At 65.4% G+C, this 21,443-nt stretch carries 20 protein-coding genes and 1 tRNA gene; 10 read left to right on the top strand and 11 right to left on the bottom strand.

Translation table 11 applies throughout. The annotated features are described in order from the left end of the window. Positions 1-15 precede the first annotated feature (15 nt). The 5 genes from SE91_RS11915 to SE91_RS11895 all read left to right on the top strand — a co-directional run bounded on the left by SE91_RS11915 (position 16) and on the right by SE91_RS11895 (position 4,815). Positions 16-1,191, top strand: coding sequence for a zinc-dependent alcohol dehydrogenase (locus SE91_RS11915; protein ID WP_060736315.1), 1,176 nt, complete (start codon positions 16-18; stop codon positions 1,189-1,191). A gap of 11 nt (positions 1,192-1,202) precedes the next feature. Then, on the top strand, positions 1,203-1,772 hold the full coding sequence (locus tag SE91_RS11910) for a hypothetical protein (RefSeq protein ID WP_061847739.1): 570 nt from the start codon (positions 1,203-1,205) through the stop codon (positions 1,770-1,772). Beyond that, the gene (locus SE91_RS11905; RefSeq protein WP_061847738.1) at positions 1,753-3,357 is read left to right on the top strand and encodes an alpha-amylase family glycosyl hydrolase; all 1,605 of its coding nucleotides are present in this window, start codon (positions 1,753-1,755) and stop codon (positions 3,355-3,357) included. Before SE91_RS11910 ends, SE91_RS11905 begins: the two co-directional genes overlap by 20 nt. A gap of 106 nt (positions 3,358-3,463) precedes the next feature. Next, positions 3,464-3,643 carry a hypothetical protein gene (locus SE91_RS11900; RefSeq protein WP_061847737.1) on the top strand — a complete coding sequence of 60 codons (180 nt, stop codon included), beginning with the start codon at positions 3,464-3,466 and terminating at the stop codon, positions 3,641-3,643. 92 nt (positions 3,644-3,735) lie between these two features. Beyond that, positions 3,736-4,815, top strand: a complete 1,080-nt coding sequence (locus SE91_RS11895) for a DUF305 domain-containing protein (protein WP_061847736.1) — start codon at positions 3,736-3,738, stop codon at positions 4,813-4,815. Positions 4,816-4,823: 8 nt separating this feature from the next. Here the strand turns inward: SE91_RS11895 and SE91_RS11890 are convergent, their stop codons facing one another. From SE91_RS11890 to SE91_RS11880, 3 genes are all read right to left on the bottom strand, one after another. Then, on the bottom strand, positions 4,824-5,432 hold the full coding sequence (locus tag SE91_RS11890) for a cysteine hydrolase family protein (protein WP_061847735.1): 609 nt from the start codon (positions 5,430-5,432) through the stop codon (positions 4,824-4,826). A gap of 231 nt (positions 5,433-5,663) precedes the next feature. Further along, positions 5,664-5,748, bottom strand: a tRNA-Leu gene (locus tag SE91_RS11885). A gap of 187 nt (positions 5,749-5,935) precedes the next feature. Beyond that, the gene (locus SE91_RS11880) at positions 5,936-6,178 is read right to left on the bottom strand and encodes a FliM/FliN family flagellar motor switch protein (protein WP_018647371.1); all 243 of its coding nucleotides are present in this window, start codon (positions 6,176-6,178) and stop codon (positions 5,936-5,938) included. A gap of 96 nt (positions 6,179-6,274) precedes the next feature. On the opposite strand from SE91_RS11880, the gene lipB reads away from it, so the two are divergent. After that, on the top strand, positions 6,275-7,012 hold the full coding sequence (lipB, locus tag SE91_RS11875) for a lipoyl(octanoyl) transferase LipB (RefSeq protein WP_061847734.1): 738 nt from the start codon (positions 6,275-6,277) through the stop codon (positions 7,010-7,012). A 74-nt stretch (positions 7,013-7,086) separates the two neighbouring features. Here lipB and SE91_RS11870 read toward each other — a convergent pair whose 3' ends face one another. After that, positions 7,087-7,509: a tautomerase family protein gene (locus SE91_RS11870; RefSeq protein WP_061847733.1), complete on the bottom strand. Its 423-nt coding sequence runs from the start codon at positions 7,507-7,509 to the stop codon at positions 7,087-7,089. Positions 7,510-7,620: 111 nt separating this feature from the next. Here SE91_RS11870 and SE91_RS11865 point away from each other — a divergent pair, with 111 nt between their 5' ends. Continuing rightward, positions 7,621-8,472, top strand: coding sequence for a LysR family transcriptional regulator (locus SE91_RS11865; protein ID WP_061847732.1), 852 nt, complete (start codon positions 7,621-7,623; stop codon positions 8,470-8,472). An 11-nt stretch (positions 8,473-8,483) separates the two neighbouring features. Here the strand turns inward: SE91_RS11865 and SE91_RS11860 are convergent, their stop codons facing one another. Genes SE91_RS11860 through SE91_RS11850 form a run of 3 tightly spaced genes read right to left on the bottom strand, consistent with a single transcriptional unit; the run spans position 8,484 to position 11,156 of the window. Further along, positions 8,484-9,920, bottom strand: a complete 1,437-nt coding sequence (locus SE91_RS11860) for a TIGR01777 family oxidoreductase (protein WP_061847731.1) — start codon at positions 9,918-9,920, stop codon at positions 8,484-8,486. Further along, positions 9,917-10,582: a DUF4166 domain-containing protein gene (locus SE91_RS11855; RefSeq protein WP_061847730.1), complete on the bottom strand. Its 666-nt coding sequence runs from the start codon at positions 10,580-10,582 to the stop codon at positions 9,917-9,919. The genes SE91_RS11860 and SE91_RS11855 overlap by 4 nt, the downstream gene beginning before the upstream one ends. A 16-nt stretch (positions 10,583-10,598) precedes the next feature. Beyond that, complete coding sequence (locus SE91_RS11850; RefSeq protein ID WP_061847729.1) at positions 10,599-11,156, bottom strand: GbsR/MarR family transcriptional regulator; 558 nt, start codon at positions 11,154-11,156, stop codon at positions 10,599-10,601. A 139-nt stretch (positions 11,157-11,295) separates the two neighbouring features. Between SE91_RS11850 and SE91_RS11845 the strand changes: the two genes are divergently transcribed. Continuing rightward, the gene (locus SE91_RS11845) at positions 11,296-12,816 is read left to right on the top strand and encodes a PAS domain-containing hybrid sensor histidine kinase/response regulator family protein (protein ID WP_061847728.1); all 1,521 of its coding nucleotides are present in this window, start codon (positions 11,296-11,298) and stop codon (positions 12,814-12,816) included. A 37-nt stretch (positions 12,817-12,853) separates the two neighbouring features. On the opposite strand, the gene SE91_RS11840 is transcribed toward SE91_RS11845, so the two are convergent. The 4 genes from SE91_RS11840 to SE91_RS11825 all read right to left on the bottom strand — a co-directional run bounded on the left by SE91_RS11840 (position 12,854) and on the right by SE91_RS11825 (position 17,454). After that, on the bottom strand, positions 12,854-13,153 hold the full coding sequence (locus SE91_RS11840; protein WP_008548851.1) for an acylphosphatase: 300 nt from the start codon (positions 13,151-13,153) through the stop codon (positions 12,854-12,856). Beyond that, positions 13,150-14,016: an isocitrate lyase/PEP mutase family protein gene (locus SE91_RS11835; RefSeq protein WP_061847727.1), complete on the bottom strand. Its 867-nt coding sequence runs from the start codon at positions 14,014-14,016 to the stop codon at positions 13,150-13,152. Before SE91_RS11835 ends, SE91_RS11840 begins: the two co-directional genes overlap by 4 nt. 166 nt (positions 14,017-14,182) lie before the next feature. Next, positions 14,183-16,198, bottom strand: coding sequence for an acetyl-CoA carboxylase biotin carboxylase subunit (locus SE91_RS11830; protein ID WP_061847726.1), 2,016 nt, complete (start codon positions 16,196-16,198; stop codon positions 14,183-14,185). A gap of 185 nt (positions 16,199-16,383) precedes the next feature. Then, positions 16,384-17,454 (bottom strand): zinc-binding metallopeptidase family protein, encoded by a 1,071-nt coding sequence (locus SE91_RS11825; RefSeq protein WP_061847725.1) that lies wholly within the window; start codon positions 17,452-17,454, stop codon positions 16,384-16,386. A gap of 213 nt (positions 17,455-17,667) precedes the next feature. Between SE91_RS11825 and SE91_RS11820 the strand changes: the two genes are divergently transcribed. Then, entirely contained in the window at positions 17,668-20,145 is a 2,478-nt protein-coding gene (locus SE91_RS11820; protein ID WP_061847724.1) for a PAS domain-containing hybrid sensor histidine kinase/response regulator, read from the top strand. Beyond that, on the top strand, positions 20,142-21,443 hold the full coding sequence (locus SE91_RS11815; RefSeq protein WP_061847723.1) for an MFS transporter: 1,302 nt from the start codon (positions 20,142-20,144) through the stop codon (positions 21,441-21,443). Before SE91_RS11820 ends, SE91_RS11815 begins: the two co-directional genes overlap by 4 nt.

Genomic DNA, 21,443 nt, shown 5'->3' with positions numbered 1-21,443 from the left:
CCCCGGAGGATGAAGATGAAGGCGCTGGTCTGGCACGGCAAGGAGGATATCAGGTGCGACACCGTCACCGATCCTGAAATCCAGGACCCCCGCGATGCCATCATCAAGGTCACGAGTTGCGCCATCTGCGGATCCGACCTCCACCTCTTTCATAACTTCATCCCGGGCATGCTGCCCGGCGACATCATGGGCCACGAGACCATGGGCGAAGTGGTCGAGGTCGGCTCCGGCGTCAATGGCAAGCTGAAGAAGGGCGACCGCGTGGTTGTACCCTTCACGATCATTTGCGGCGAATGCGACCAGTGCAAGCGCGGCAATTTTTCCGTGTGTGAGACCACCAACCGAAAGCGGCATCTGGCGGACAAGGTGTTCGGGCACACCACCGCCGGCCTGTTCGGCTACACGCATCTGACCGGCGGCTATCCCGGCGGCCAGGCCGAATATCTGCGCGTGCCTTATGCCGATGCGACGCACATCAAGGTGCCTCCCGGGATTCCCGACGAGCAGTTGCTGTTCCTCAGCGACATCTTCCCGACCGGCTGGCAGGCCGCCGTGCAATGCGACATCGAGCCGACCGACACGGTCGCGATCTGGGGCTGCGGGCCCGTCGGACAGATGGCGATCCGCAGCGCCATCCTGCTCGGCGCCAACCAGGTGATCGCGATCGACTGCCTGCCCGAGCGGCTCAGCATGGCGGAAGCCGGCGGCGCCACAACGATCAATTTCGAGACTGAGAGCGTGCTCGAACGGCTGAAGGAGCTGACCGACGGCAAGGGACCCGAGAAGTGCATCGATTGCGTCGGCATGGAGGCGCACGTGATGGCCTCGCTGCCCGACACGCTGCTCGACCGCGCCAAGCAGATGGTGATGCTGGAAAGCGACCGACCACATGTGCTGCGCGAGATGATCTATGTCTGCCGGCCCGGCGGCATCATTTCCGTGCCGGGCGTCTATAGCGGCCTCTCCGACATGCTCCCGATGGGCGCCTTCATGAACAAGGGCCTGACGATGCGCACCGGCCAGACCCACGTCAATCGCTGGACCGACGATTTGCTCCGTCGCATCGAGGAAGGCGAGATCGATCCGTCCTTCGTCATCACCCACACCGTCCCACTCGAGCAGGGACCAGAGATGTACCAGGTGTTTCGCGACAAGCGCGATTCCTGCGTCAAGGTCGTGTTGAGGCCCTGAAGGAGCAAGCCATGTTTCATTTCTCCAACATCGTGCGCACCAAGGGCGATCCGAAAATCGTCGAGGGCGGGCCGAGCCTGAAGCGGCCGGAAGACCAGCTCGCACGTGCGCTGGGCTGGTTCAGCATCGGTCTCGGCATGGTCGAGCTGTTCGCGCCGCGACGCGTCACGGAGACGCTGGGCATGGAAGGCCGCGAGACGCTGGTCCGCACCTTCGGCGTGCGCGAGATCATGGCCGGGATCATGTCGCTCTCGGTCGAGAAGAATGCCGGCCTGTGGGCCCGCGTCGGCGGCGACGGCCTCGATGCCGCCGCGCTGCTCTCGGGGTTGACGGCCGACAACCCCAAGAAAGGCAATATCGCGCTGGCGCTGCTGATGGTCGGCGGCATCGCCATGCTCGACTATCGCGCCGCGCAGGACACGAAGCCGCGGCGTCCGCCGCGCGATGCCCGACGCAAGCTCTATCCGACCCGCAGCGGCTTTCCCAAGGGGATCGAGAGCGCCCGGGCCGCGGCAAGGCAGATCGCAGCGCACGCAACGAGCAACGAGGTGAAGCAAAACGATGAGCGTCGAGTCCCGTGACGAAGCTGCGTGGTGGCAATCCGCCGTCATCTACGAAATCGCGCTGATCTCCTTCCAGGACTCAAACGGCGACGGCAAGGGAGACCTTGCCGGGCTGATGTCGCGCATCGATTACCTGAAATGGCTCGGCATCAACGCGGTGTGGCTGACGCCGATCTACAAGAGCCCGTTCCGCGATCTCGGCTACGACATCTCCGACTATTGCTCCATCGATCCTGCCTTCGGCAGCCTCGATGAGTTCGATCGCCTCCTCGAAGCGCTGCATCGATCAGACATCCGCCTCATCCTCGACCTCGTTCCCAACCACACCGCCGACGATCACGCTTGGTTCGTCGAGAGCGCGAGCTCGCCCAACAGCGCGAAGGCCGACTGGTACATCTGGGCCGATGCGGCCGAGAACGGTGGCCCGCCCAACAATTGGTTGAGCCGCTTTGGCGGCAGCGCCTGGGAATGGTGCGAGGCGCGGCGGCAATATTACTATCATTCCTTCCTGGTCGAGCAGCCCGATCTCAACTGGCGCAATCCGGCCGTGCGCGCCGCGATCGCCGATGCCATGCGCTTCTGGCTCGACCGCGGCGTCGACGGCTTCCGCGTCGATGCCAGCGCGGTCCTGATCAAGGACGCGCTGCTGCGCGACAATCCGCCGAACCCGCAAGCCGAAGGCAAGCCGCCGCCGCAACGCCACACGCCCGTCTTCACCGATGACCGGCCGGAGACGATGCACTGCATCGAGTTCATCCGCGAGGTGATCGACAGCTATCCCGGCCGGATGCTGTGCGGCGAGGTCCAGGGCAAGACCGATCGGATCGGGCACTTCTACGGCAACGACCGGCCGCGCCTGCATCTGCCGCTCAATTTCGCCCTGCTCGACTCGCAATGGGATGCGCTGTCGCTGCAAGCAACGATCGATGCGTATTTCAACGCCATTCCCGAACATGCCTGGCCGGTCTGGGTGATCGGCGGCCACGACAAGCAGCGGATCGCGAGCAAGATCGGCGAGGCGCAGATGCGCATCTTGGCGATGCTGCTGATGACGCTGCGGGGAACGCCGTTCTTCTCCATGGGCGACGAGATCGGCCGCAAGCGCGTTCCGATTCCCTCCGACCGCGTCCGCGATCCCTTCGAGAAGCTCGTGCCGGGCTATGGCCTCTGCCGCGATCCCGAGCGCGCACCGATGCGCTGGGACGACAGCCCGAACGGCGGCTTCACCACGGGTGACCCATGGCTGCCGCTGGAGCCGCCCGATGGCGCGGCCAACGTCGCGGGCCAGCAGCACGACGGGCGTTCGATCCTGGCGCTGTTTCGTGCGCTGATGGCGCTGCGGCGCGAGCATGCGTGTTTGCGCGAGGGCGGGTACGAGCCGCTGCGATCGCAGCATGACGTTCTCGCCTACAAGCGGATTGGCCGCGGCGGCGAGATGCTGATTGCGCTGAACATCGCGTCTGAACCGCGGAAATGGCACTGGCAAGGGCGCGGTCGCCTGCTGATGTCCACACATCTCGACCGGCCGCCAGAGCCGCTGCCCGACGCTTCCTTGCTGCTGCGAGGGAATGAAGGCGTGATCATCGCGCTCGACCCCCGCTAATCCCGCAAGGAACCATCCGCGCGCCGGGGAGTCTCATCAACCAAACCGCGCCCCACGCTCGCTCGCTTCAGGCTCGGGGGTGCAGCGTCGGCATGGAGGCCTAACCGTGAGCAAGACGAAGGGATTACGCCAGCGGATCGTCGGCAAGGCGAAGCAGGCCGTCGGCGAGATTGTCGGCGACCAGGAGCTCCATGAGGACGGCAAGGCCGAGGCGGAGCGCGGCCGCGAGGAGCAGGATAAGCCCAGCGAGCTCAACCCGCTGAAGAAGCTCAATCAGCTCACGTGAGCGATGGCGCGCGCCCCGCGCTTCCCGATGTAGGCTCGCGCACCGACAGCAGCGCGTCGCCCCCGGGAAAGTCCCGGCGACGCTCGCGCTGGATGGCCGCAGCCGCGCTCGGCCTGATCAGCAGCACCTTCTCCACCATCGTCAGTCAGCTCTTCGCCGCGCGCATCGGCCGCGATGCGGCGGTCGACTGGATGACGGTCGCCGCCATTCCCGCGCGCGATTGGGCCATCAGCGCCGAGCCGTCGTGGAGCGCGACGCTTGCCGGCATCGCCTTCCACCAATGGGCTGATTTTTCCTGGGCGCTGGTCTTCTTCGGCGTGCTCGGGCGCTGGACCGCCGATCTGCGGCCGCTGACGATCCTGCTGCTCGCGCTGCCCTGGGCGGTGTTCACCTCGAGCATGGAATGGTTCGTGCTGGTGCCGCTGTTTCCGTTCTGGCAACCGCTGTTCACGCTGCAGCAGCCCTACTGGATCGGACTGCTCGTGCACGCCTCATCCGCCGTGATGTATCCGCTGTTCACGAGGCTGCGCTGGAGGCGCGGCGCCGCGCCGGCGCGGGACATCCGTTTCACCAATGCGTGGATCACCGGCGCGCTCGCCGCCGTCGCGCTGGCCGGAACCGTCGCATTGTTCGGCAACCGCGGTTATGAACCGCGGTGGCTGGGCCACGACCGGGATGCCGACCAGACCTATATCCGCCATATGACCGCGCATCACGTTCAGGGCCTCGAGCTGGCGCGCATCGGTGCGGAGCGCGCGCAGGATCCGCATCTTCGAAAGCTCGCGATGCTGATGATTGCGAGCCAGACCGGCGAGAACCGGATCTTCGAGAACTGGTGGCTGAGCTGGTTCGACACCGAGATGCCGGATTGCAGCACCGAGGAGCGCGCGACCATGCCGGGCATGCTGACGCCAGCCGAGATGCGGCAGATCAGGACCATCGCACCGGAGCGGTTCGACGCCGCCTTCGTCGACGCGATGACGCGCCATCACAAGGGTGCGGTCAAGATGGCCGACGGCATGTGGCGCGGCCGCGGCGATCTGCGTTTGCGCGTCATGGCTCACGCCATTCGTCATGAGCAGCAGGGCGAGATCGCCCTCATGCAAGGTGTCAGCGGCGTTGCCGCGGTCCGCGCCGCGGTCCGCAACATGCTGAGCGACAACGTCAACTGATCGATCGGCTATTCGCGCCAGAACTCCTCCAGCTCCTCGGCGGTCACGAGATCGACCTGGCCGTGAAAGCGGGTGCGGTACATCGTCATAAGCGCATCGTGCCCGACATCGGACGAGCTGCACAGTGCGTCCTCGACGATGACGATCCTGAAGCCGAGGTCGACCGCGCTCAGCACCGTCGAGAGTACGCAGACATCGGTCTCTGCGCCTGAGATCACAACCGTGCCGACCTTCTTCTCGATCAGCAGGCTCGCAAGTGCGGGATTGCTGAACGCAGAATACGCCGGCTTGTCGATCACAGCCGCCGGAGGAACGAACTTGTTCAGGGCCGGCACCAATTCGAGTGCGGCGGGCGCAAGCTGCCTGCGCGTCGCCTGTTGCCAGCGCTGGAAATAACGCTGCCACTGGCCCGGCCGGTCTTCCGGATCCTGCGGCGTGATGAAGCGCGTGAAGATCGTTCTGATGGGATGGCGGGACACGATCGTGGCGATGGTCGGCAGCACCCGCTCCATCCATGGCGTCGCCCAGAGCCCGCCGGGAGCAAAAATGTTCTGCATGTCGATGCAGAGGTGAACCGCATTCCTGATCTCGGCAACATCCGACGCGCTGTCTCTCATCGTCCTCCACCCAACCGCTTGGACCGCCCACGGTCAGCCACAGGCGGCCTCCCCGACGGCAATGCGTCCCGGCGATGGCCGTTCCTCATCAAGCCATCGTCGGACCAGGCGGCGCCCCGAATCGGAGGCCATTTCGCGCCGGGAAGAGAACGTCGCGCGCGGTCAGGACCGAACACGGCTGGCCCATTCCAAGCGAGATAAAAACTGAGGGATTTCAATGCCTTTAAGGCTTGGTGCGCTCGGAGGGACTCGAACCCCCACGGTGTTACCCACTGCCACCTCAAGGCAGCGCGTCTACCAGTTCCGCCACGAGCGCTAGGAGATGCCGGCCTGAGGCTTGAAGGCTGGCCGGATCAGCGGCCGCCGATCTAACAAATCCATCAGGGGGATACAAGCCTGCAAAGACCCCGAATTCCACAAGCTTGGCAGGAATTCACACCCGCCCGGATCGGCCCTATCGGGAGCTCAGGCCTTGCCCGGGCTGCTACCGCGTACCCGGGTCGCTACCGCGTACCCGGCGAGCGCGGCAGCATCTGCTTGACCTCGACCGCGATGCGGTTGCGGTCGACCAGCACGACGCCTGAGGCGACCGGCAGATTGTTGGCCAAAACCTTGACCTCGTCGGCCTCCGTTGCGTCCAGCTCGATGATGGCGCCGCGGGAAAGACGTAATACTTGATGGATCGGCATGGTGGTCGTCCCGAGGACGACCATGAGATCCACGGTGACTTTATCGAGAGTGGGCACTGTCAGGACCGCCGCAACTAAGGGACTTAGCCAAGAGACTTGAACCAAGAGACTTGGCATTTGCTCCCGTGATGATCACCACGTTATGGTTAGCCAATGGTTAATTCGCCTGAAAACCCCCGCCAAGACCTCGATTTGACGTCGTTTTCCGCCGCGGGCGGCGAGCCCGTCGAGTGGCGAATCTCGGACGCGCCAGTGCCCTATCCGGAGGCCGTCGCCGCCATGGAGGCCCGCGTCGCGGCGATCGCTGCGGGCGAAGCCCCGGAGCTGGTCTGGCTGCTGGAACATCCGCCGCTCTACACATTAGGCACCTCGGGCAAGGAATCGGACCTGCTCGATGCTCGATTCCCGACCTTTACAACCGGGCGCGGCGGCCAGCTCACCTATCACGGTCCGGGCCAGCGGGTGGCCTACATCATGCTGGACCTCAAGCGCCGCCGGCCGGACGTGCGGGCCTATGTCGCCAGCCTGGAGGAGCTGATTCTGCGCACGCTGGCCGCCTTCAACGTCCGCGGCGAACGGCGCGAGGACCGGGTCGGCGTGTGGGTGAAGCGGCTCGACAAGGGCGCCGATCACGAGGACAAGATCGCGGCGATCGGCGTCCGCCTGAAGCGCTGGGTCTCGTTCCACGGCATCGCCATCAATGTCGAGCCGGAGCTGTCGCATTTCGCCGGCATCGTGCCCTGCGGCGTCGTCGATCCCCGCTACGGCGTCACCTCGCTGGTCGATCTCGGCCAGCTCGTCACCATGGCCGACGTCGATATCGCGCTCCGGCAAGCGTTCGAGGAGCTGTTCGGGCCGACCCGCGCGCTGCTGCCGGAAGCTGCGGTCTGACATTTCGGCGCCGTTCGGAGCGAGCCTTGCCACCGATTTAGCCCGCGGGTGAATTGCACCCGCGGCCTGCAACATCACGCCGCCTTCACCGCAACCTCGAGCTTGCCGGCGATGTAGCGCCGCTCCTGGGTCAGGCCGCCAAAGCCGTAGGCGTCGCCCTTGACCTCGTCGACATGCAGATAGGTCTCGGGATGCAAGGGCCCCAGGATCTCGGCCATGCGCTTGAACATGGCGGCGAGATAGGCCGCCTTCTCGTCCTTGGTGTTGGTGCCTTCCGTGACGTGGATGTCGATCCAGTAGCTTGCAAGTTGCTGCTCGGCGAGCGATTGGCCACCGGCGAACCAGTCGCCTGCCTCGACCGACTTCACGATGATGGCGGTGACCTTTGGGTCCTTGTGCAGGATTTTTGCGGTGAGCTCGGACACGGCATTCGCGATGTCGGCCTTCAGCGAGGCGGACTGGCGGGAGGTGGTGTAGGACACGGTGATCAGGGGCATTGTCGTTCTCCTCGATATGCCGCGCAATGCGTGCGGCGTTGGGAAGAAACTAGACCTCCAGCCGTCATTTTGGTATCTTATCTCTCTTGATACCAGTGATAATGATTCATAATGACAGCAACGCTCGACATCACCACCGTCCAGGCATTCCTGCTGGTCGCCGACCTCCAGAGTTTCACCCGAGCCGCCGAAGCGCTCGGGGCGACGCAGGCTGCCGTCAGTCTCAAGCTGCAGCGGCTGGAGACATTGCTGGAGAAGCGCCTCGTCGAGCGCTCGCCGCGCGCGGTCCGCCTCACCGCCGATGGGGCCGCGTTCCTCGATCGCGCCCGCGCGCTGATGACGGCACACGATCTCGCGCTGTCGGGCGACGCGCCGGCCGCCCAGTCGCTCTCGCTCGGCATCTCCGATCACGCTGCTGGCCCGGAGCTGGTGCCCCTGCTCGAACGTCTGCATGCGATGGCCTCGAACCTGACCCTCGCCGTCACCATCGGCTTCTCGCGCGAAATGCAGGACGCCTATGATGCTGGTGACCTCGATGCGGTGATCGTTCGCCAGGAAAGCAGCCGCCGCGGCGGCGAGAAGCTGACTGAAGACGCATTCGGTTGGTTCGCGGCGCGACGCTTCACGCTGCCGAAGGGTGAAGCATTGCCGCTCGCGACGCTCGCCCCGCCCTGCGGCGTCCGCGCCGTAGCCGTGCGCGCGCTCGACAAGGCCGGCCTCGCCTGGCGCGAGCGCTTCGTCGGCGGCGGCGTCACCGCGGTCGTCGCGGCTGCTCTCGCCGGACTTGCCGTCGCACCACTGGCGCGGCGGATCGCGCCTCCGGGGCTGGTCGACATCGGCCCTGCGCACAAGCTGCCGAAACTCGGCAGCTCCAAAGTGATGCTGCATTCGAAGGTCAGCGATCCCGCCAAGCTCGCAGCGTTGCGCGCAGTGGCGGCGACGTTCCGCAGCGCGGCCGCCTGAGGCCGCTCACCTTACAAAATCGCCTCGAACGCACTGCGCAGCGTCTCGTGCCGAAAGACGAAGCCGCGGCTCAGCGCCTTGTTCGGCAGCACGCGCTGGCCGCCGAGCAGGAGCTCATCGGCAAAGCCGCCACCGATCCGGCGCAACAAGCTGCCGGGAATGCGGAATATCGCGGGCCGATGCAGGCAGCGGCCGAGCTCCTCGGTGAATTTTGCGTTGGTCACGGGAATCGGCGCGGTGGCGTTGACGGGACCGCGGAGATCGGGCGTTGCCATCACATAGGCGATCAGCCGGATCAGATCGTCGCGCTCGATCCAGGACATCCACTGCCGCCCGGTGCCGAGAGGACCGCCGAGGCCAAACTCGAACGGCGTCAGCATGCGCGTGATGAAGCCGCCTTCGGTGCCGAGCACGAGACCGATGCGCAAATAGACCACGCGGACGCCGAGCTCCTCCGCCGGCCGCGCCGCCTTCTCCCAGGCTGCACACAGCTCATGGCTGAAGCAGGCATGCGATTTCGCCGATTCTGTCAGCACCTGATCGGCCCACAATCCGTACCAGCCGATCGCGGAGCCGCTGACCAGCACCTCGGGTTTGCGATCGAGCCGCGCAATCAGCTTGACGATCTCGCCGGTCATGTCGACGCGCGAGCCGATGATCTTCGCGCGCTTCGCCTCGGTCCAGAGGCCATTGCCGATCGGCTCACCGGCGAGGTTGACGATGGCATCGATCTGCGTGTCCGCGGCGAGCTGATCGAGGCTGGTGATCAGCGTCACGGGCGGGGGCAGCATCTCGGCCTTCGCGGGGTTACGGATCAGCGCGATGACGTCGTGCCCTGCCCCGCTGAGGCTCGCCGCCAGGCGGCTGCCGATGAAACCGGTAGCGCCTGATATCAGCACGGTCTTTCGACTGGCGAGCTTCTCCACGAGCCCGGGCGCGGCAACGCTTCGCATGCGGCCGAGCCGGCGCATCGTCGCAAAGTCCCTGAGGCCGCACAGCGCCGCGCCAATCGCACAGGCGGTCGCGGCGATGCTGAGCAGGCCTTGATAGACGATGGTCGCACCGAAGGGCTGCATCGCCCATCCGATCAGCACCGGCAACAGCCGCACCAGGATGGCGCCGTAGTTGATCGCGAGCAGCGTGTGATTGATCCGCTCGCTCGGGGGCAGCTTGCGGCTCAGATCCTCCTCAACGAAATCCATCAGCGTGATGACGATCTCGGCGACCAGCACCGCGACGATCAGGAGCGCCAGGACCCCGTAAACCTCTAGCCAGCCGAGGACGAGGAACAGCAGCGCATAGAGCATGTTGCGGATGCCGTGCAGCTTCAGCTCGAAGCGCTGCGACGGACGCCAGGCCAGCCGCTCGGTGAATTCATGATGATAGAAGGTGTCGAACACGCCCATCGCGATCTGAATGGCGATGAGCGTCCACAACAGCGGCGTCATGACTCGGCCTCCCTGAACAAGGCGGACTGATGGATCAGCGCGCCGTAACGCGGATGAATGACATCGAGGGTGAAGCGGAAGGCGCCCTCGCCGAGGTCGCGGTGCGTCACCGTGAGATCGCCCGGCGTGAGCCAGGGCGGCAGTGGGATCCAGAGGCGTCCGAGCTGCAAGCCATAACCGGCGCTGCGGAAGGTCAGCGTCTCGCCTTCGACCGCGATATGCAGCGCCATCGAGACGCCGAAGCCGACATATTCTTCGAGTCCGGTCGGGCCCGCGAAGCGTTTTGCCGAATGGATCACTTGAGGAAAGCCGCGTTTGCGCGCGCAGATCCGAGTCCAGGTCTGGCCGCCAGTCGCGCCGTCCTCGGTAACAGTCACGATCATCGGCACGCCGATGTCGCGACCGGTCGGCAGCGGCCCGCCGATCAGCCTTGCTGCTTGCGCAAACCACCAACCCAGATTGCTGAACGCGACCTCATCGACGATTCCGACATAGACGACGCTGTCGCCGTCGGCGACCCGCTTGGAAAAGCGCCGCCAGGTCGCGAGAGGCAGGCGTCCCCAATCCTCGTTCGACAGTAGCGCGCGAAAGCGGCGATCGTCGAAGAGTTTTGTGTGCGTGGAGGTCGATGCGCTGGAGCCTGGTATTCGAGCCGACGTCATCGCACCCTCCTTGACGCTATTTGGCCTTGCCCAGCGGCAACAGGTTGGCGATCTTCTCGCCAAGCCGCATCAAGGCGACCAACCGCGGCCGCGGCACCTTCAGCATCTGCATGAACCAGTGGTCGGCGAGCTCGGTGAAGGCGAGCATCTCCTTCAGCCGCTTGCTCGCGACCGGACTGATGGTGGGATCGTCGGTAGCATCGGCCACGCAAGCACGAAGCGCCGTGATCGCCGGATCGATCTCCCGTTCCTTGCGGCGCGCCGCGATCCTGGCCGCGACCTCCAAGATGTCGGTCTCGGCTTCGTAGTGGTCGCGGCGATCGCCGAGGATCGGCACGCGCCGGATCAAATTCCAGGCGAGCAACTCCTTCAGCGAGTTCGAGACATTGGAGCGCGCCATGCCGAGCGTGTCGGCAATGTCCTCGGCCGTCATCGGCGCTTCGGCCAGATAGAGCAGCCCGTGGATCTGGCTGACCGAGCGGTTGACGCCCCACTCGTCCCCCATGTCGCCCCAATGCAGAATGAAGCGTTCGATCGCGGCGGGCAGTTTCTTTCTTCCGGTTATTTCTGTCATAACAGAAATATCTGACGATACCGCCGTCATGTCAAGTGCGGCGGCCGAGTTGCGAGCGCCGTGCGATTGCCTAAAAATGTCCCAGGCGGGGAACTATCCGTCGTCTCCAGCGTTTGCTCCCGTCGAGGCGGGGTCCGGAATGGTTAAAAAGTCCAGTCAGCAGAGAGACTTGTTCGAGAGCGAACGCAGTTTCCGGCTGTTGGTTGAAGGGGTTGCGGACTACGCCCTCTACATGCTCGATCCCACCGGGACCATCACGAGCTGGAACATCGGCGGCGAGCGTATCAAGGGCTATTCGCCCGGCGAGATCCTCGGCCAGCACTTCTCCCGCTTCTACACCGAGACCGACCGCGCCAACGGAAAGCCCGCACGGGCCCTCGGCATTGCCCGCGAAAAGGGCCGCTACGAGGAGGAAGGCTGGCGGGTCCGCAAGGACGGCACGTTCTTCTGGGCGAGCGTGGTCATCGATCCGATCTACGAGGACGGCCAGCTGGTCGGCTTCGCCAAGATCACGCGCGACATCACCGAACGCCGCAACACGCAGCTCAAGCTCGAGGCGATGCAGAAGCAGCTCGCCGAATCCCAAAAGTTCGATGCGCTCGGCCAGCTCACCGGCGGGGTCGCCCATGACTTCAACAATCTGCTGATGATCATTAGCGGCAGCCTCCACATGCTGAAGCGAGGAGGCAACGACGAGGCCAAGCTTCAGCGCGCGATCTCGGCCATCGACACCGCCACCAAGCGCGGCGCGGCGTTGACCAACCAGCTCCTCACCTTCGCGCGGCGGCAGAGCGTCAATCCGCAGGCGATCGACTTCGCCGAGCGCATCACGGCGATCCGCGAGGTGCTCGATGCCGGCGTCGGCAGCTCCGTGCGCCTCGCCTTCGACATCAGCGGCGACCTCTGGCCGGTCAGGACCGACGTCTCCGAACTCGAGACCGCGCTACTCAACCTCGTCATCAATGCCCGCGACGCGATGCCCGACGGCGGCACGGTGACGATCGGCGCGCGCAACATCATGCTCGATGAGGCTCCCCTCGCCGGTGACTTCGTTGCGATCGATGTCGCCGATACCGGTCTCGGTATTCCCGGTGACGTCCTCGACAAGATCTTCGAGCCGTTCTTCACCACCAAGCCGATCGGAAAAGGCACCGGCCTCGGCCTCTCCCAGGTGCATGGCTTTGCCCATCAGGCCGGCGGCACGATCAAGGTCGCCAGCGAGCTCGGCAAGGGGACCACCTTCACCATCCTCCTGCCGCGGGCCGACAAGGCGCCGGCGCGGGAGACGACCGGAGAGGCGTCGTTCCGCGGCAGCGGCACGGTGCTGCTGGTCGAAGACAATCCCGACGTCGCATCCGTGAGCGTCGGCCTCTTGGAACAGCTCGGCTACAGCGTGCGCCGCGTGGCCGATGCCGAGGCCGCGTTGCTCGAGATCGAGAAGAACGGCGTCGACTTCGTGTTCTCGGACATCGTCATGCCCGGAAAGATGGACGGGCTCAGCCTCGCCCAGCACCTGCGCCAGATCCGCCCCGGCCTGCCCATCCTGCTCGCCACCGGCTACAGCGAGGTCGCCGCCGGCGTGCGCGGCGATTTCCCGATCCTGCGCAAACCTTACGAGATCCACGAGCTCAGCGAAGCCATCGCCAAGCTGCCAAGGTGATGGCTCTTCGGCTCACCCCTCACCCGCAACGGCGCAGCTACACCGTCGGCAACACCGAGAACGCTTCCCCGGTCCGGCGCAAGTTCAGCTCATCGACACTCGCCGTCTCGCTCGTCACGCTGTCGACGCGCGAGGACGGCGGGCCGTGGCGGCACAGTGCGACCATGTCGGCAACATGGTTCGGCGGGCCTGCGAACAGCGCTTCGACGCTGCCGTCGCGGCGGTTGCGGACCCAGCCTTCGAGGCTGCTCGCGGTCGCCTGGTATTCGACCCAGGCGCGGTAGCCGACACCCTGCACGCGGCCGCGGATCATGACCTGGAGGATCGCCCGGCTCATGTCTTCAGCCCGAGAAAATCGGCGCTACGCGCCCTCACGTCGGTCTCGCGCATGACGCGGTTCGTCAGCTCCGCCGATGCCAATCCCTTCAGCGCTTTCGGCGCCGTGCCTTCACGCAGCGCTTTCTGAGTCTCATAGACGGCCTGGATTGCAGCCGCGATCGGCGCATGGCCCTGGAGCGCGATGCGCACGCGTTGAGCCCTGAGATAGTCGAGCGCGTTCAGTTCGTCCGGCGCGCCGCCGAGCACGATTGGAAGGCGGGTGGCGGATGTGATGGCCTCGAGCTCCGCGCGCGCCTTGATGCCGGTGAAGAACAGCGCATCGACACCGGTCGCCTCATAGGCCTGCGCACGGCGGATCGCATCCTCGACCGAAGTGATCGCGGCAGCACCCGTACGCCCCATGACGACCAGCGAGGGATCGTTGCGGGCATCGAGCGCCGCCTTCATCTTGCCGACGCCTTCCTCGAGCGTGATCAGCTGCACCTTCGTCTCGCCGAACGCCGCCGGCAGCAGCGTGTCCTCGATGGTGAGGCCGGCGGCCCCCGCCGTCTCCAGCTCCTGCACCGTGCGCCGCACGTTCAGCGCATTGCCATAGCCGTGATCGGCATCGACCAGGACCGGAAGCGCGGAGGCGCGCGACATCCGGCGCATCTGCTCGGCAAGCTCGGTGAGCGTGATCAGCGTGACATCGGGATCGCCGAGCACGGCCAGCGAGGCCACCGATCCCCCGAACATGCCGAGCGGAAAGCCGAGATCCTCGGCAATGCGGATCGAGATGGCGTCGTAGACCGAGCCGGGATGGACGCAAGTTTCGCCCGACAGGATGAAGCGAAGTTTCTCGCGGCGGGAACGAAAGGCCATGGTGCTGTCTCAGTTAGGTCACGGAGGCCTCAGCATACTCCGTCATTGCGAGCGAAGCGACGCAATCCAGAAATGCATCCGCAGAGACAGACTGGATTGCTTCGTCGCGAAGAGCTCCTCGCAATGACGGTGGTTGCGGGCAGAAAGCCCCGTCCCACTCACACCTTTACGCAAACTCCAAAATCAGCGCGTCCACCGCGAGCGTCGCGCCGGCACTGGCGTGGATCTTCTTCACCGTGCCGTCCTGCTCGGCGCGCAGCACGTTCTGCATCTTCATGGCTTCGACCACCGCAAGGGTCTCGCCGGCCTTGACCTCCTGCCCTTCCGTCACCGCGATCGAGACCACAAGGCCGGGCATCGGGCAAAGCAGCTTCTTGCCGGTATCGGAGGCCGTCGTCACCGGCATCAAGCGGGCCGAGGCCGCTTCAGCCTCGGTCCAGACATAGACCGGCACCTCGACGCCCTGATGGGCGAGACGGATGCCGTTCGCGATGGGGCGGGTTTGCACGGCGACGAAATGGCCGTCGATGGTGCCCTGCCAGACCGGGTCGCCCGGCTTCCATGGCGACTGCAACAGATGCGCATTGCCGGCCTTGCCGTCGGCATCGATGAAGCGGATCGCGATCGCCTCGCCCTCGCGTGCGACCTCGAGCAGGATCTCCTGCCGGTCGAGCCAGACCGCGCGGCGGCGCTCGCGCTGCACGATGCGGCCGCCCATCTGGCCCGAAATCTGCCGCTTGCGTTCGCCGAGCACGTGATCGATTGCAGCGCCGACCGCGGCGATCCGCCGAGCGACCTCACCCTCGGGCACGCGCACCGCAAAGCCCTTGGGGAATTCCTCGGCGATGAAGCCGGTCGAGAGCCGGCCCTCGCGCCAGCGCGGATGATGCATCAGCGCGGACAGGAACGGGATATTGTGGCGGATGCCGTCAACGTAGAACGAATCCAGCGCGGTCGCCTGCGCCTCGATCGCTGCGGCGCGCGACGGCGCATGCGTGACCAGCTTGGCAATCATCGGATCGTAGTGGATCGAGATCTCGCCGCCCTCCTGCACGCCGGTGTCGTTGCGCACCGTGATGCCATCCTGGCTGGCTTCCGCCGGCGGGCGGTATTTCACCAGGCGCCCGATCGAGGGCAGGAAGTTGCGGAACGGATCTTCGGCGTAGAGGCGCGACTCCACCGCCCAGCCGGTCAACGTGACGTCCTTCTGGCTGATGGCAAGCTTCTCGCCGGCGGCCACCCGGATCATCTGCTCGACGAGATCGATGCCGGTGACGAGCTCGGTCACGGGATGCTCGACCTGGAGACGCGTGTTCATCTCAAGGAAGTAGAAGCTCTTGTCCTGGCCTGCGACGAACTCGACGGTGCCGGCGGAATCGTAGTTCACGGCCTTGGCCAGCGCGACGGCTTGCTCGCCCATCTTGCGGCGAGTTTCCTCATCGAGCAGCGGCGACGGCGCCTCTTCGATGACCTTCTGGTTGCGGCGCTGGATCGAGCATTCGCGCTCGCCGAGATAGATCACGTTGCCGTGCTTGTCGCCGAGCACCTGGATCTCGATATGGCGGGGATCGACGATGAACTTCTCGACGAAGACGCGGTCATCGCCGAACGAGGCCTTGGCCTCGGCCTTGGCGAGGTTGAAGCCTTCGGCGACCTCGGCCTTGGAATGGGCGATGCGCATGCCCTTGCCGCCGCCGCCGGCGGAGGCCTTGATCATGACGGGATAGCCGATCTCGTCGGCGATGCGGACCGCGTGCTTGTCGTCCTCGATGACGCCGAGGTGGCCCGGCACGGTCGAGACCTTGGCCTTGGCCGCCGCCTTCTTGGATTCGATCTTGTCGCCCATCGCCGCGATCGCGCCCGGATTGGGGCCGATGAAGACGATGCCGGCCGCCTCCAGCGCGCGCGGAAATGCCTCGCGCTCTGACAGGAAGCCGTAGCCGGGATGCACGGCCTCGGCGCCCGTCTTGCGGCAGGCCTCGACGATCTTCTCGATCACCAGATAGCTCTCGGCCGCGGCGGGAGGGCCGATCAGCACGGCCTCGTCGGCCATCTCCACATGGAGGGCATCGCGGTCGGCTTCGGAATAGACTGCGACGGTCTGAATTCCCATGCGGCGAGCGGTCTTGATGACCCGGCAGGCGATTTCGCCGCGATTGGCGATCAGAATGCGTTTGAACATGCTTTTCTTGAGTCTCGACCTTGGGCGGGACCCTTCCCTGGCCGTTGGGGCCTTTGGGACGGGCCGTGTGGCTCCCGTGGTACATCAAAATGGGCCGGAGGCAACGGTCTAAATCCGCCCCGTTCTGGCGTACCAGCGCAAGACCGAAGCCGGCTTAGAAAGGGGGCAGCGGGCCTTGGGGCCGCCTATGGCTTGCCGGGCTTGGCGACGTCCCGAACGAGGCTATGAACAAAGCCCAATTTGGCGATCACGGCCGGCGACAGGATGAAGGGATAGAGGTCACGCAGGCCCATGGCGCGGTTGACGCTGTTCATGGCGAAGGTGAAGGGCAGCCATGCGTCGATAAGCGCCTGGACGTCCCTGGTCTCATAGGGATTGAAACGAATGCGTGCCGTCAACTCCCCGTCGCGGTCGACCTTGGGACGGACCTCCATGCCGAACTCGGCAGCCATCTCCAGCGTGTCGACGATGTGGAGATAGTGCGCCCAGGTCTCGGCGAAGTCTTCCCAGGGGTGCGTGGTGGCGTAGGCCGAGACGTAAGTCTGCTGCCAATCCGGCGGCGCCCCCTCGGCATAATGGCGCTGCAGGGCTTGGCCGTAATCGGCGGAATCGTCGCCGAACACGGCGCGGCATTCCTCCAGCTTGCCGCCGTCGCGCACCAGCACGTCCCAGAAATAATGTCCGACCTCGTGGCGGAAATGACCGAGCAGCGTGCGGTAGGGCTCGCCCATCTCGAGTCTGCGCCGCTCGCGCTCGATGTCGTCGGCCTCGGTGAGCGCGATCGTGATCAGGCCGTTGTCGTGGCCGGTCATGACCTTCTCTCCGCTGTGCGGGTCGTCGGCGAGGAAATTGAAGATCAACCCATGCTCCGCGTTCTCCTGCCGGGTTTGGAGCGGCAGCTTCCAGCGGATCAGGGAATAGAACAGCCGGTGCTTCGCCACCTCCAGCTCGCGCCAGCCGGCGAGCTGGGCCGGGTCGGACAGGTCCGGCACAATGCCGTTGTGACGGCAGGCACGGCAATAGCCCGTGCTGTCGGCCGCATCCGTCAGCCAGTTGCAGGCATCGTACTCGGCATTGCGGCAGAGCATGCGGCGCCTGCCCTTGTCGGCCAGCGTCGTCCAGCCCTCCCCGTCGGGCTCGATCGCCGACATCGTCTCCTTCTCGGGGAGGAAGGCGACCCGGTGGCCGCAGCGTTCGCAGGCGCGGTTCTCGAAATACAGAACGTTGCCGCAGGCCTGGCAGACAAATAGCTTCAAGATTTATCCTCTTTGGCAAGGAGCCTCATGGGGCGAGAGTCCGGTGCCTCGCAAAGACGCCTCCGCCGGTGCATCGTTCCAATGTCAGGAACAAAATGCCAGACTCGGCGTTTCGTTCATACCCGCATCACTCGTTCGGCGGCGCCTTTCCCTTCGTATCCCCCTCTAATCGATGGCCATCACGCTCCGTCTGTGTGAATATAGGTTCGGCGCGTGCGCAACCGCATGACAACGGCCGATGCCTTGAACGATCCCTTGCCCGAAACCATTGCCGCCGAAAGGCTGCGCCAGCACCTCGAAGACGTCGCGCGCGAGCGTGATAACGCTTATCGCGCGCTTCAGGAGCGCGAGGCCGAGCTCGCGCGCATCCAACGCATCGGCAAGGTCGGCGGCGTCGAGGTCGACTTCCGCGAAGGCTTCAAGAACCGCCGCTCGCCCGAATATCTGATGATCCATGGCCTGCCGCCCGAGGCTGCCGACGAGTCGCACGAGGACTGGGTCAATCGCATCCATCCCGAGGATCGCGATGCGACCGTCAGGCATTTCTTCGATGCTCTCGCCGGAACGAGCGAAGACTACACCGCCGAATACCGCATCATCCGCCCCAATGACGGCGAGACCCGCTGGATCCGCGTCGTCGCCAAGATCGAGCGGGACAAGGACGGCCGCGCCATCCGGCTCGTCGGCGCCCATATCGACATGACCGACCAGGCCCTCGCGCGCGAGACGCTGCGCGAGAGCGAGGAGCGCTTCCGGCTGATCGCCGACAGCGCGCCGGTGCCGATCTGGGTGACCAAGCTCGATCGCAAGCGCTCTTTCGCCAACCAGGCCTATGTCGATTTCGTCGGCCTGCCCTATGATGAGGCCATCGACTTCGACTGGCGCAAGGTCCTGCACCCGGACGACCTGCCGCATGTGCTCCAGCAATCCGTTCAGGGCGAAGCCTCGCTGAAGCCGTTCGTGCTGGAAGCGCGCTACAAGAACGCCAGCGGCGAATGGCGCTGGCTGCGCTCGGAATCGCAGCCGCGCTGGGATCCCACCGGCAAGCACATCGGCTTCATCGGCGTCGCGCACGACATCACGGTCGCCAAGCAGGCCGAGATCGAGCTCCGGCAGCTCAACGAGACGCTGGAGGAACGCATCGCCCAGCGCACCGCCGAGCTCGAAGCCAACGAGGCGCGGCTGCGCGCGATCCTGGAGACCAGCAACCAGTATCAAGGCCTCGTCAATCTCAGGGGCGAGCTGGTCTACGCCAACAAGACGGCGCTGGCCGGCATCAACGCGCGCTCTTCGGACGTAATCGGCAAGCCGTTGTGGGAGACCCCCTGGTTCAGCGCAACGGATGGCATGGGCGCGCTGGTGCGCGAGGCCTTCGACACCGTGCTCAAGGGCGAAGCGGTGCGGCTGGAGATGCGGCTGCGCCTCCCCATCGGCGAGCGCGATTTCGACTTCGGCATGCGCCCCGTGCTCGACCGCCACGGCCACATCACCGGAGCAGTGCCCGAGGCCGTCGACATCACCGAACGCCGTCGCGGCGAGGAAGCGCTGCGGCAGTCGCAGAAGATGGAGGCGATCGGCCAGCTCACCGGCGGTGTCGCGCACGATTTCAACAACCTCCTCACCATCATCCGCTCGGCAACCGACTTCCTGCGCCGCCGCGAGCTGCCGGAGGAGCGCCGCCGCCGCTATGTCGACGCAATCTCGGAGACGGTCGAGCGCGCCTCCAAGCTGACGGCACAGCTTCTGGCTTTCGCACGGCGGCAGCCGCTCAAGCCGCAGATCTTCAATGTCGGCAGTCAGGTCGAGGGCGTCGCGCAATTGGTCCGGCCGCTGGTCGGCGGCCGCATCGAGATCGTCGTCGGGATCGACGATGCCGACTGCTTTACGGTGGCAGACATTGCTCAGTTCGAGACTGCGCTGATCAACCTTGCCGTCAATGCCCGCGATGCCATGAATGGCGAAGGCCGTCTCGTCATCGCGGTGCGCAAGATCCAGGGTATTCCGAGCCTGCGCGCCCAGTCGGCGCGTAGTGGCGACTACGTCGCCATCTCGGTCGCAGACACCGGCAGCGGCATCGCGCCGGAACATCTCGAGTCGATCTTCGAACCCTTCTTCACCACCAAGGAGGTCGGCAAGGGCACCGGACTCGGCCTCAGTCAGGCTTTCGGCTTCGCAAAGCAGTCCGAGGGCGACATCGCGGTGACGAGCGCCCGAGGCCAGGGTGCCACATTCACCATCTACCTGCCGCAAGCGCAAAGTCCCGCGACCGCCAAGGAAGTTGCAGCGCTGACTCACGAGGCCGCGACGACCGGGCGCGGCTATCGCGTCCTCGTGGTCGAGGACGACGACGAGGTCGGCCGCTTCTCCACCGAGCTCCTGGAGGATCTCGGCTATGTCGTCCGCCGCGTCGCCAACGCCCATGCAGCGCTGACCATCCTCGGCGAGAACGAGTTCGCCGTCGACCTGGTATTCTCCGACGTCATCATGCCCGGCATGAACGGCGTCGAGCTCGCCGGCATCATCCGCGAGCGCTATCCGGGCCTGCCGGTCGTGCTCACCAGCGGCTACAGCAACGTGCTCGCCGAGAACGCCCACCGCGGCTTCGAGCTGATCCAGAAGCCATATTCCGTGGAGTCGCTGTCCCGCATCCTGCGCAAGGCGATCACGGAGAAGCTGGCGGTCGCAAGGTGAATCCTCCTCCGCCGTCGTCCCGGACAAGCGCGCCTCAGACAAGGCAGGCGGGCCGCGCGCTGGATGCAGCCAACTTCTTCCTCGCCGACGTCCGCGACGGGCTCGGCCCCTATCTGGCCATCTATCTTCTCACCGAGCAGCACTGGAACGAGGCCCGCATCGGCATCGTGATGTCCATCGCGACCATCGCGGGGATCGTGGCGCAGACGCCGGCCGGAGCGCTGGTCGACGCCACGCGGGCGAAGCAGCTCGTGATGGTCGTTTCTGCGGTTCTGGTGACGCTCGCCTCGCTCTCATTGCCGCTGTTTCCGAGCTTCCTGCCGGTCGCAATCTCGCAAGGAATCGCGCAGGCCGCCGCCGTTGTCTTTCCGCCGGCGATCGCCGCCGTCTCGCTGGGCATCTTCGGCCATGCCGCATTCACCCGCCGCATCGGCCGCAACGAGACTTTCAACCACGCCGGCAACGCCGTCGCGGCGGTCATTGCCGGCCTCTCCGCCTATTGGTTCGGCCCGACCGTCGTGTTCTACCTTCTAAGTGCCATGGCGGTCGCGAGCCTCGTCAGCATCCTGACGATTCCCCAACAGGCGATCGATCACGATCTCGCGCGCGGGCTGCACGATGCCGATGGCGACATCCAACGCGAGCAGCCCTCGGGCCTTGGCGTGCTTCTGACCTGCCGACCCCTGCTCGTCTTCGCGATCTGCGTGCTGCTCTTCCACCTTTCCAATGCCGCCATGCTGCCGCTGGTCGGGCAAAAGCTCGCGCTCCAGGACAAGAACATCGGCACCAGCCTGATGTCGGCCTGCATCGTCGCCGCGCAAGTCGTGATGGTGCCGTTCGCAATGCTGGTCGGCGCACGGGCGGACAGCTGGGGCCACAAGCGCTTCTTCCTGGCCGCATTGTTGATCCTGCCGATCCGCGGCGCGCTCTATACTCTCTCCGACAATCCGTTCTGGTTGGTCGGCGTGCAGCTTCTCGATGGCGTCGGTGCCGGCATTTTCGGGGCCATCTTTCCCGTCATCGTCGCCGACATCATGCGCAACACCGGCCGCTTCAACGTCGCGCAGGGTGCGGTCATCACCGCCCAGAGCATCGGCGCGGCGCTATCGACGACACTGGCAGGACTCATCGTGGTCGGCGCCGGTTACAGCACAGCCTTCATCACGCTCGGTGCCGTGGCGGCGATCGGCGCGGTCATCGGCCTGATCGCCCTTCCCGAGACGCGTCTAAACGAAGATGGCGATCCGCGCCGCCAGGGGAAGACAGCAGCGTCCGCATCGGCTATCGCTGCCGAGTGA

It is taken from the genome of Bradyrhizobium sp. DOA1 (genome assembly GCF_001593325.1).
Lineage (GTDB): Bacteria > Pseudomonadota > Alphaproteobacteria > Rhizobiales > Xanthobacteraceae > Bradyrhizobium.
This window is presented reverse-complemented; position numbering and strand designations above follow the sequence as displayed.

Bases quoted from the DNA above. Each gene is read 5' to 3' on its own strand.
- SE91_RS11830 (WP_061847726.1), bottom strand. From the start codon at position 16,198: ATGTTCAAACGCATTCTGATCGCCAATCGCGGCGAAATCGCCTGCCGG.
- SE91_RS11860 (WP_061847731.1), bottom strand. From the start codon at position 9,920: ATGACGCCGCTGTTGTGGACGCTCATCGCCATTCAGATCGCGATGGGC.
- SE91_RS11855 (WP_061847730.1), bottom strand. From the start codon at position 10,582: ATGACGTCGGCTCGAATACCAGGCTCCAGCGCATCGACCTCCACGCAC.
- SE91_RS11895 (WP_061847736.1), top strand. From the start codon at position 3,736: ATGGCCGCAGCCGCGCTCGGCCTGATCAGCAGCACCTTCTCCACCATC.
- SE91_RS11915 (WP_060736315.1), top strand. From the start codon at position 16: ATGAAGGCGCTGGTCTGGCACGGCAAGGAGGATATCAGGTGCGACACC.
- SE91_RS11865 (WP_061847732.1), top strand. From the start codon at position 7,621: ATGACAGCAACGCTCGACATCACCACCGTCCAGGCATTCCTGCTGGTC.
- SE91_RS11850 (WP_061847729.1), bottom strand. From the start codon at position 11,156: ATGACAGAAATAACCGGAAGAAAGAAACTGCCCGCCGCGATCGAACGC.
- SE91_RS11845 (WP_061847728.1), top strand. From the start codon at position 11,296: ATGGTTAAAAAGTCCAGTCAGCAGAGAGACTTGTTCGAGAGCGAACGC.
- SE91_RS11840 (WP_008548851.1), bottom strand. From the start codon at position 13,153: ATGAGCCGGGCGATCCTCCAGGTCATGATCCGCGGCCGCGTGCAGGGT.
- SE91_RS11905 (WP_061847738.1), top strand. From the start codon at position 1,753: ATGAGCGTCGAGTCCCGTGACGAAGCTGCGTGGTGGCAATCCGCCGTC.
- SE91_RS11870 (WP_061847733.1), bottom strand. From the start codon at position 7,509: ATGCCCCTGATCACCGTGTCCTACACCACCTCCCGCCAGTCCGCCTCG.
- SE91_RS11910 (WP_061847739.1), top strand. From the start codon at position 1,203: ATGTTTCATTTCTCCAACATCGTGCGCACCAAGGGCGATCCGAAAATC.
- SE91_RS11835 (WP_061847727.1), bottom strand. From the start codon at position 14,016: ATGGCCTTTCGTTCCCGCCGCGAGAAACTTCGCTTCATCCTGTCGGGC.
- SE91_RS11890 (WP_061847735.1), bottom strand. From the start codon at position 5,432: ATGAGAGACAGCGCGTCGGATGTTGCCGAGATCAGGAATGCGGTTCAC.
- lipB (WP_061847734.1), top strand. From the start codon at position 6,275: ATGGTTAATTCGCCTGAAAACCCCCGCCAAGACCTCGATTTGACGTCG.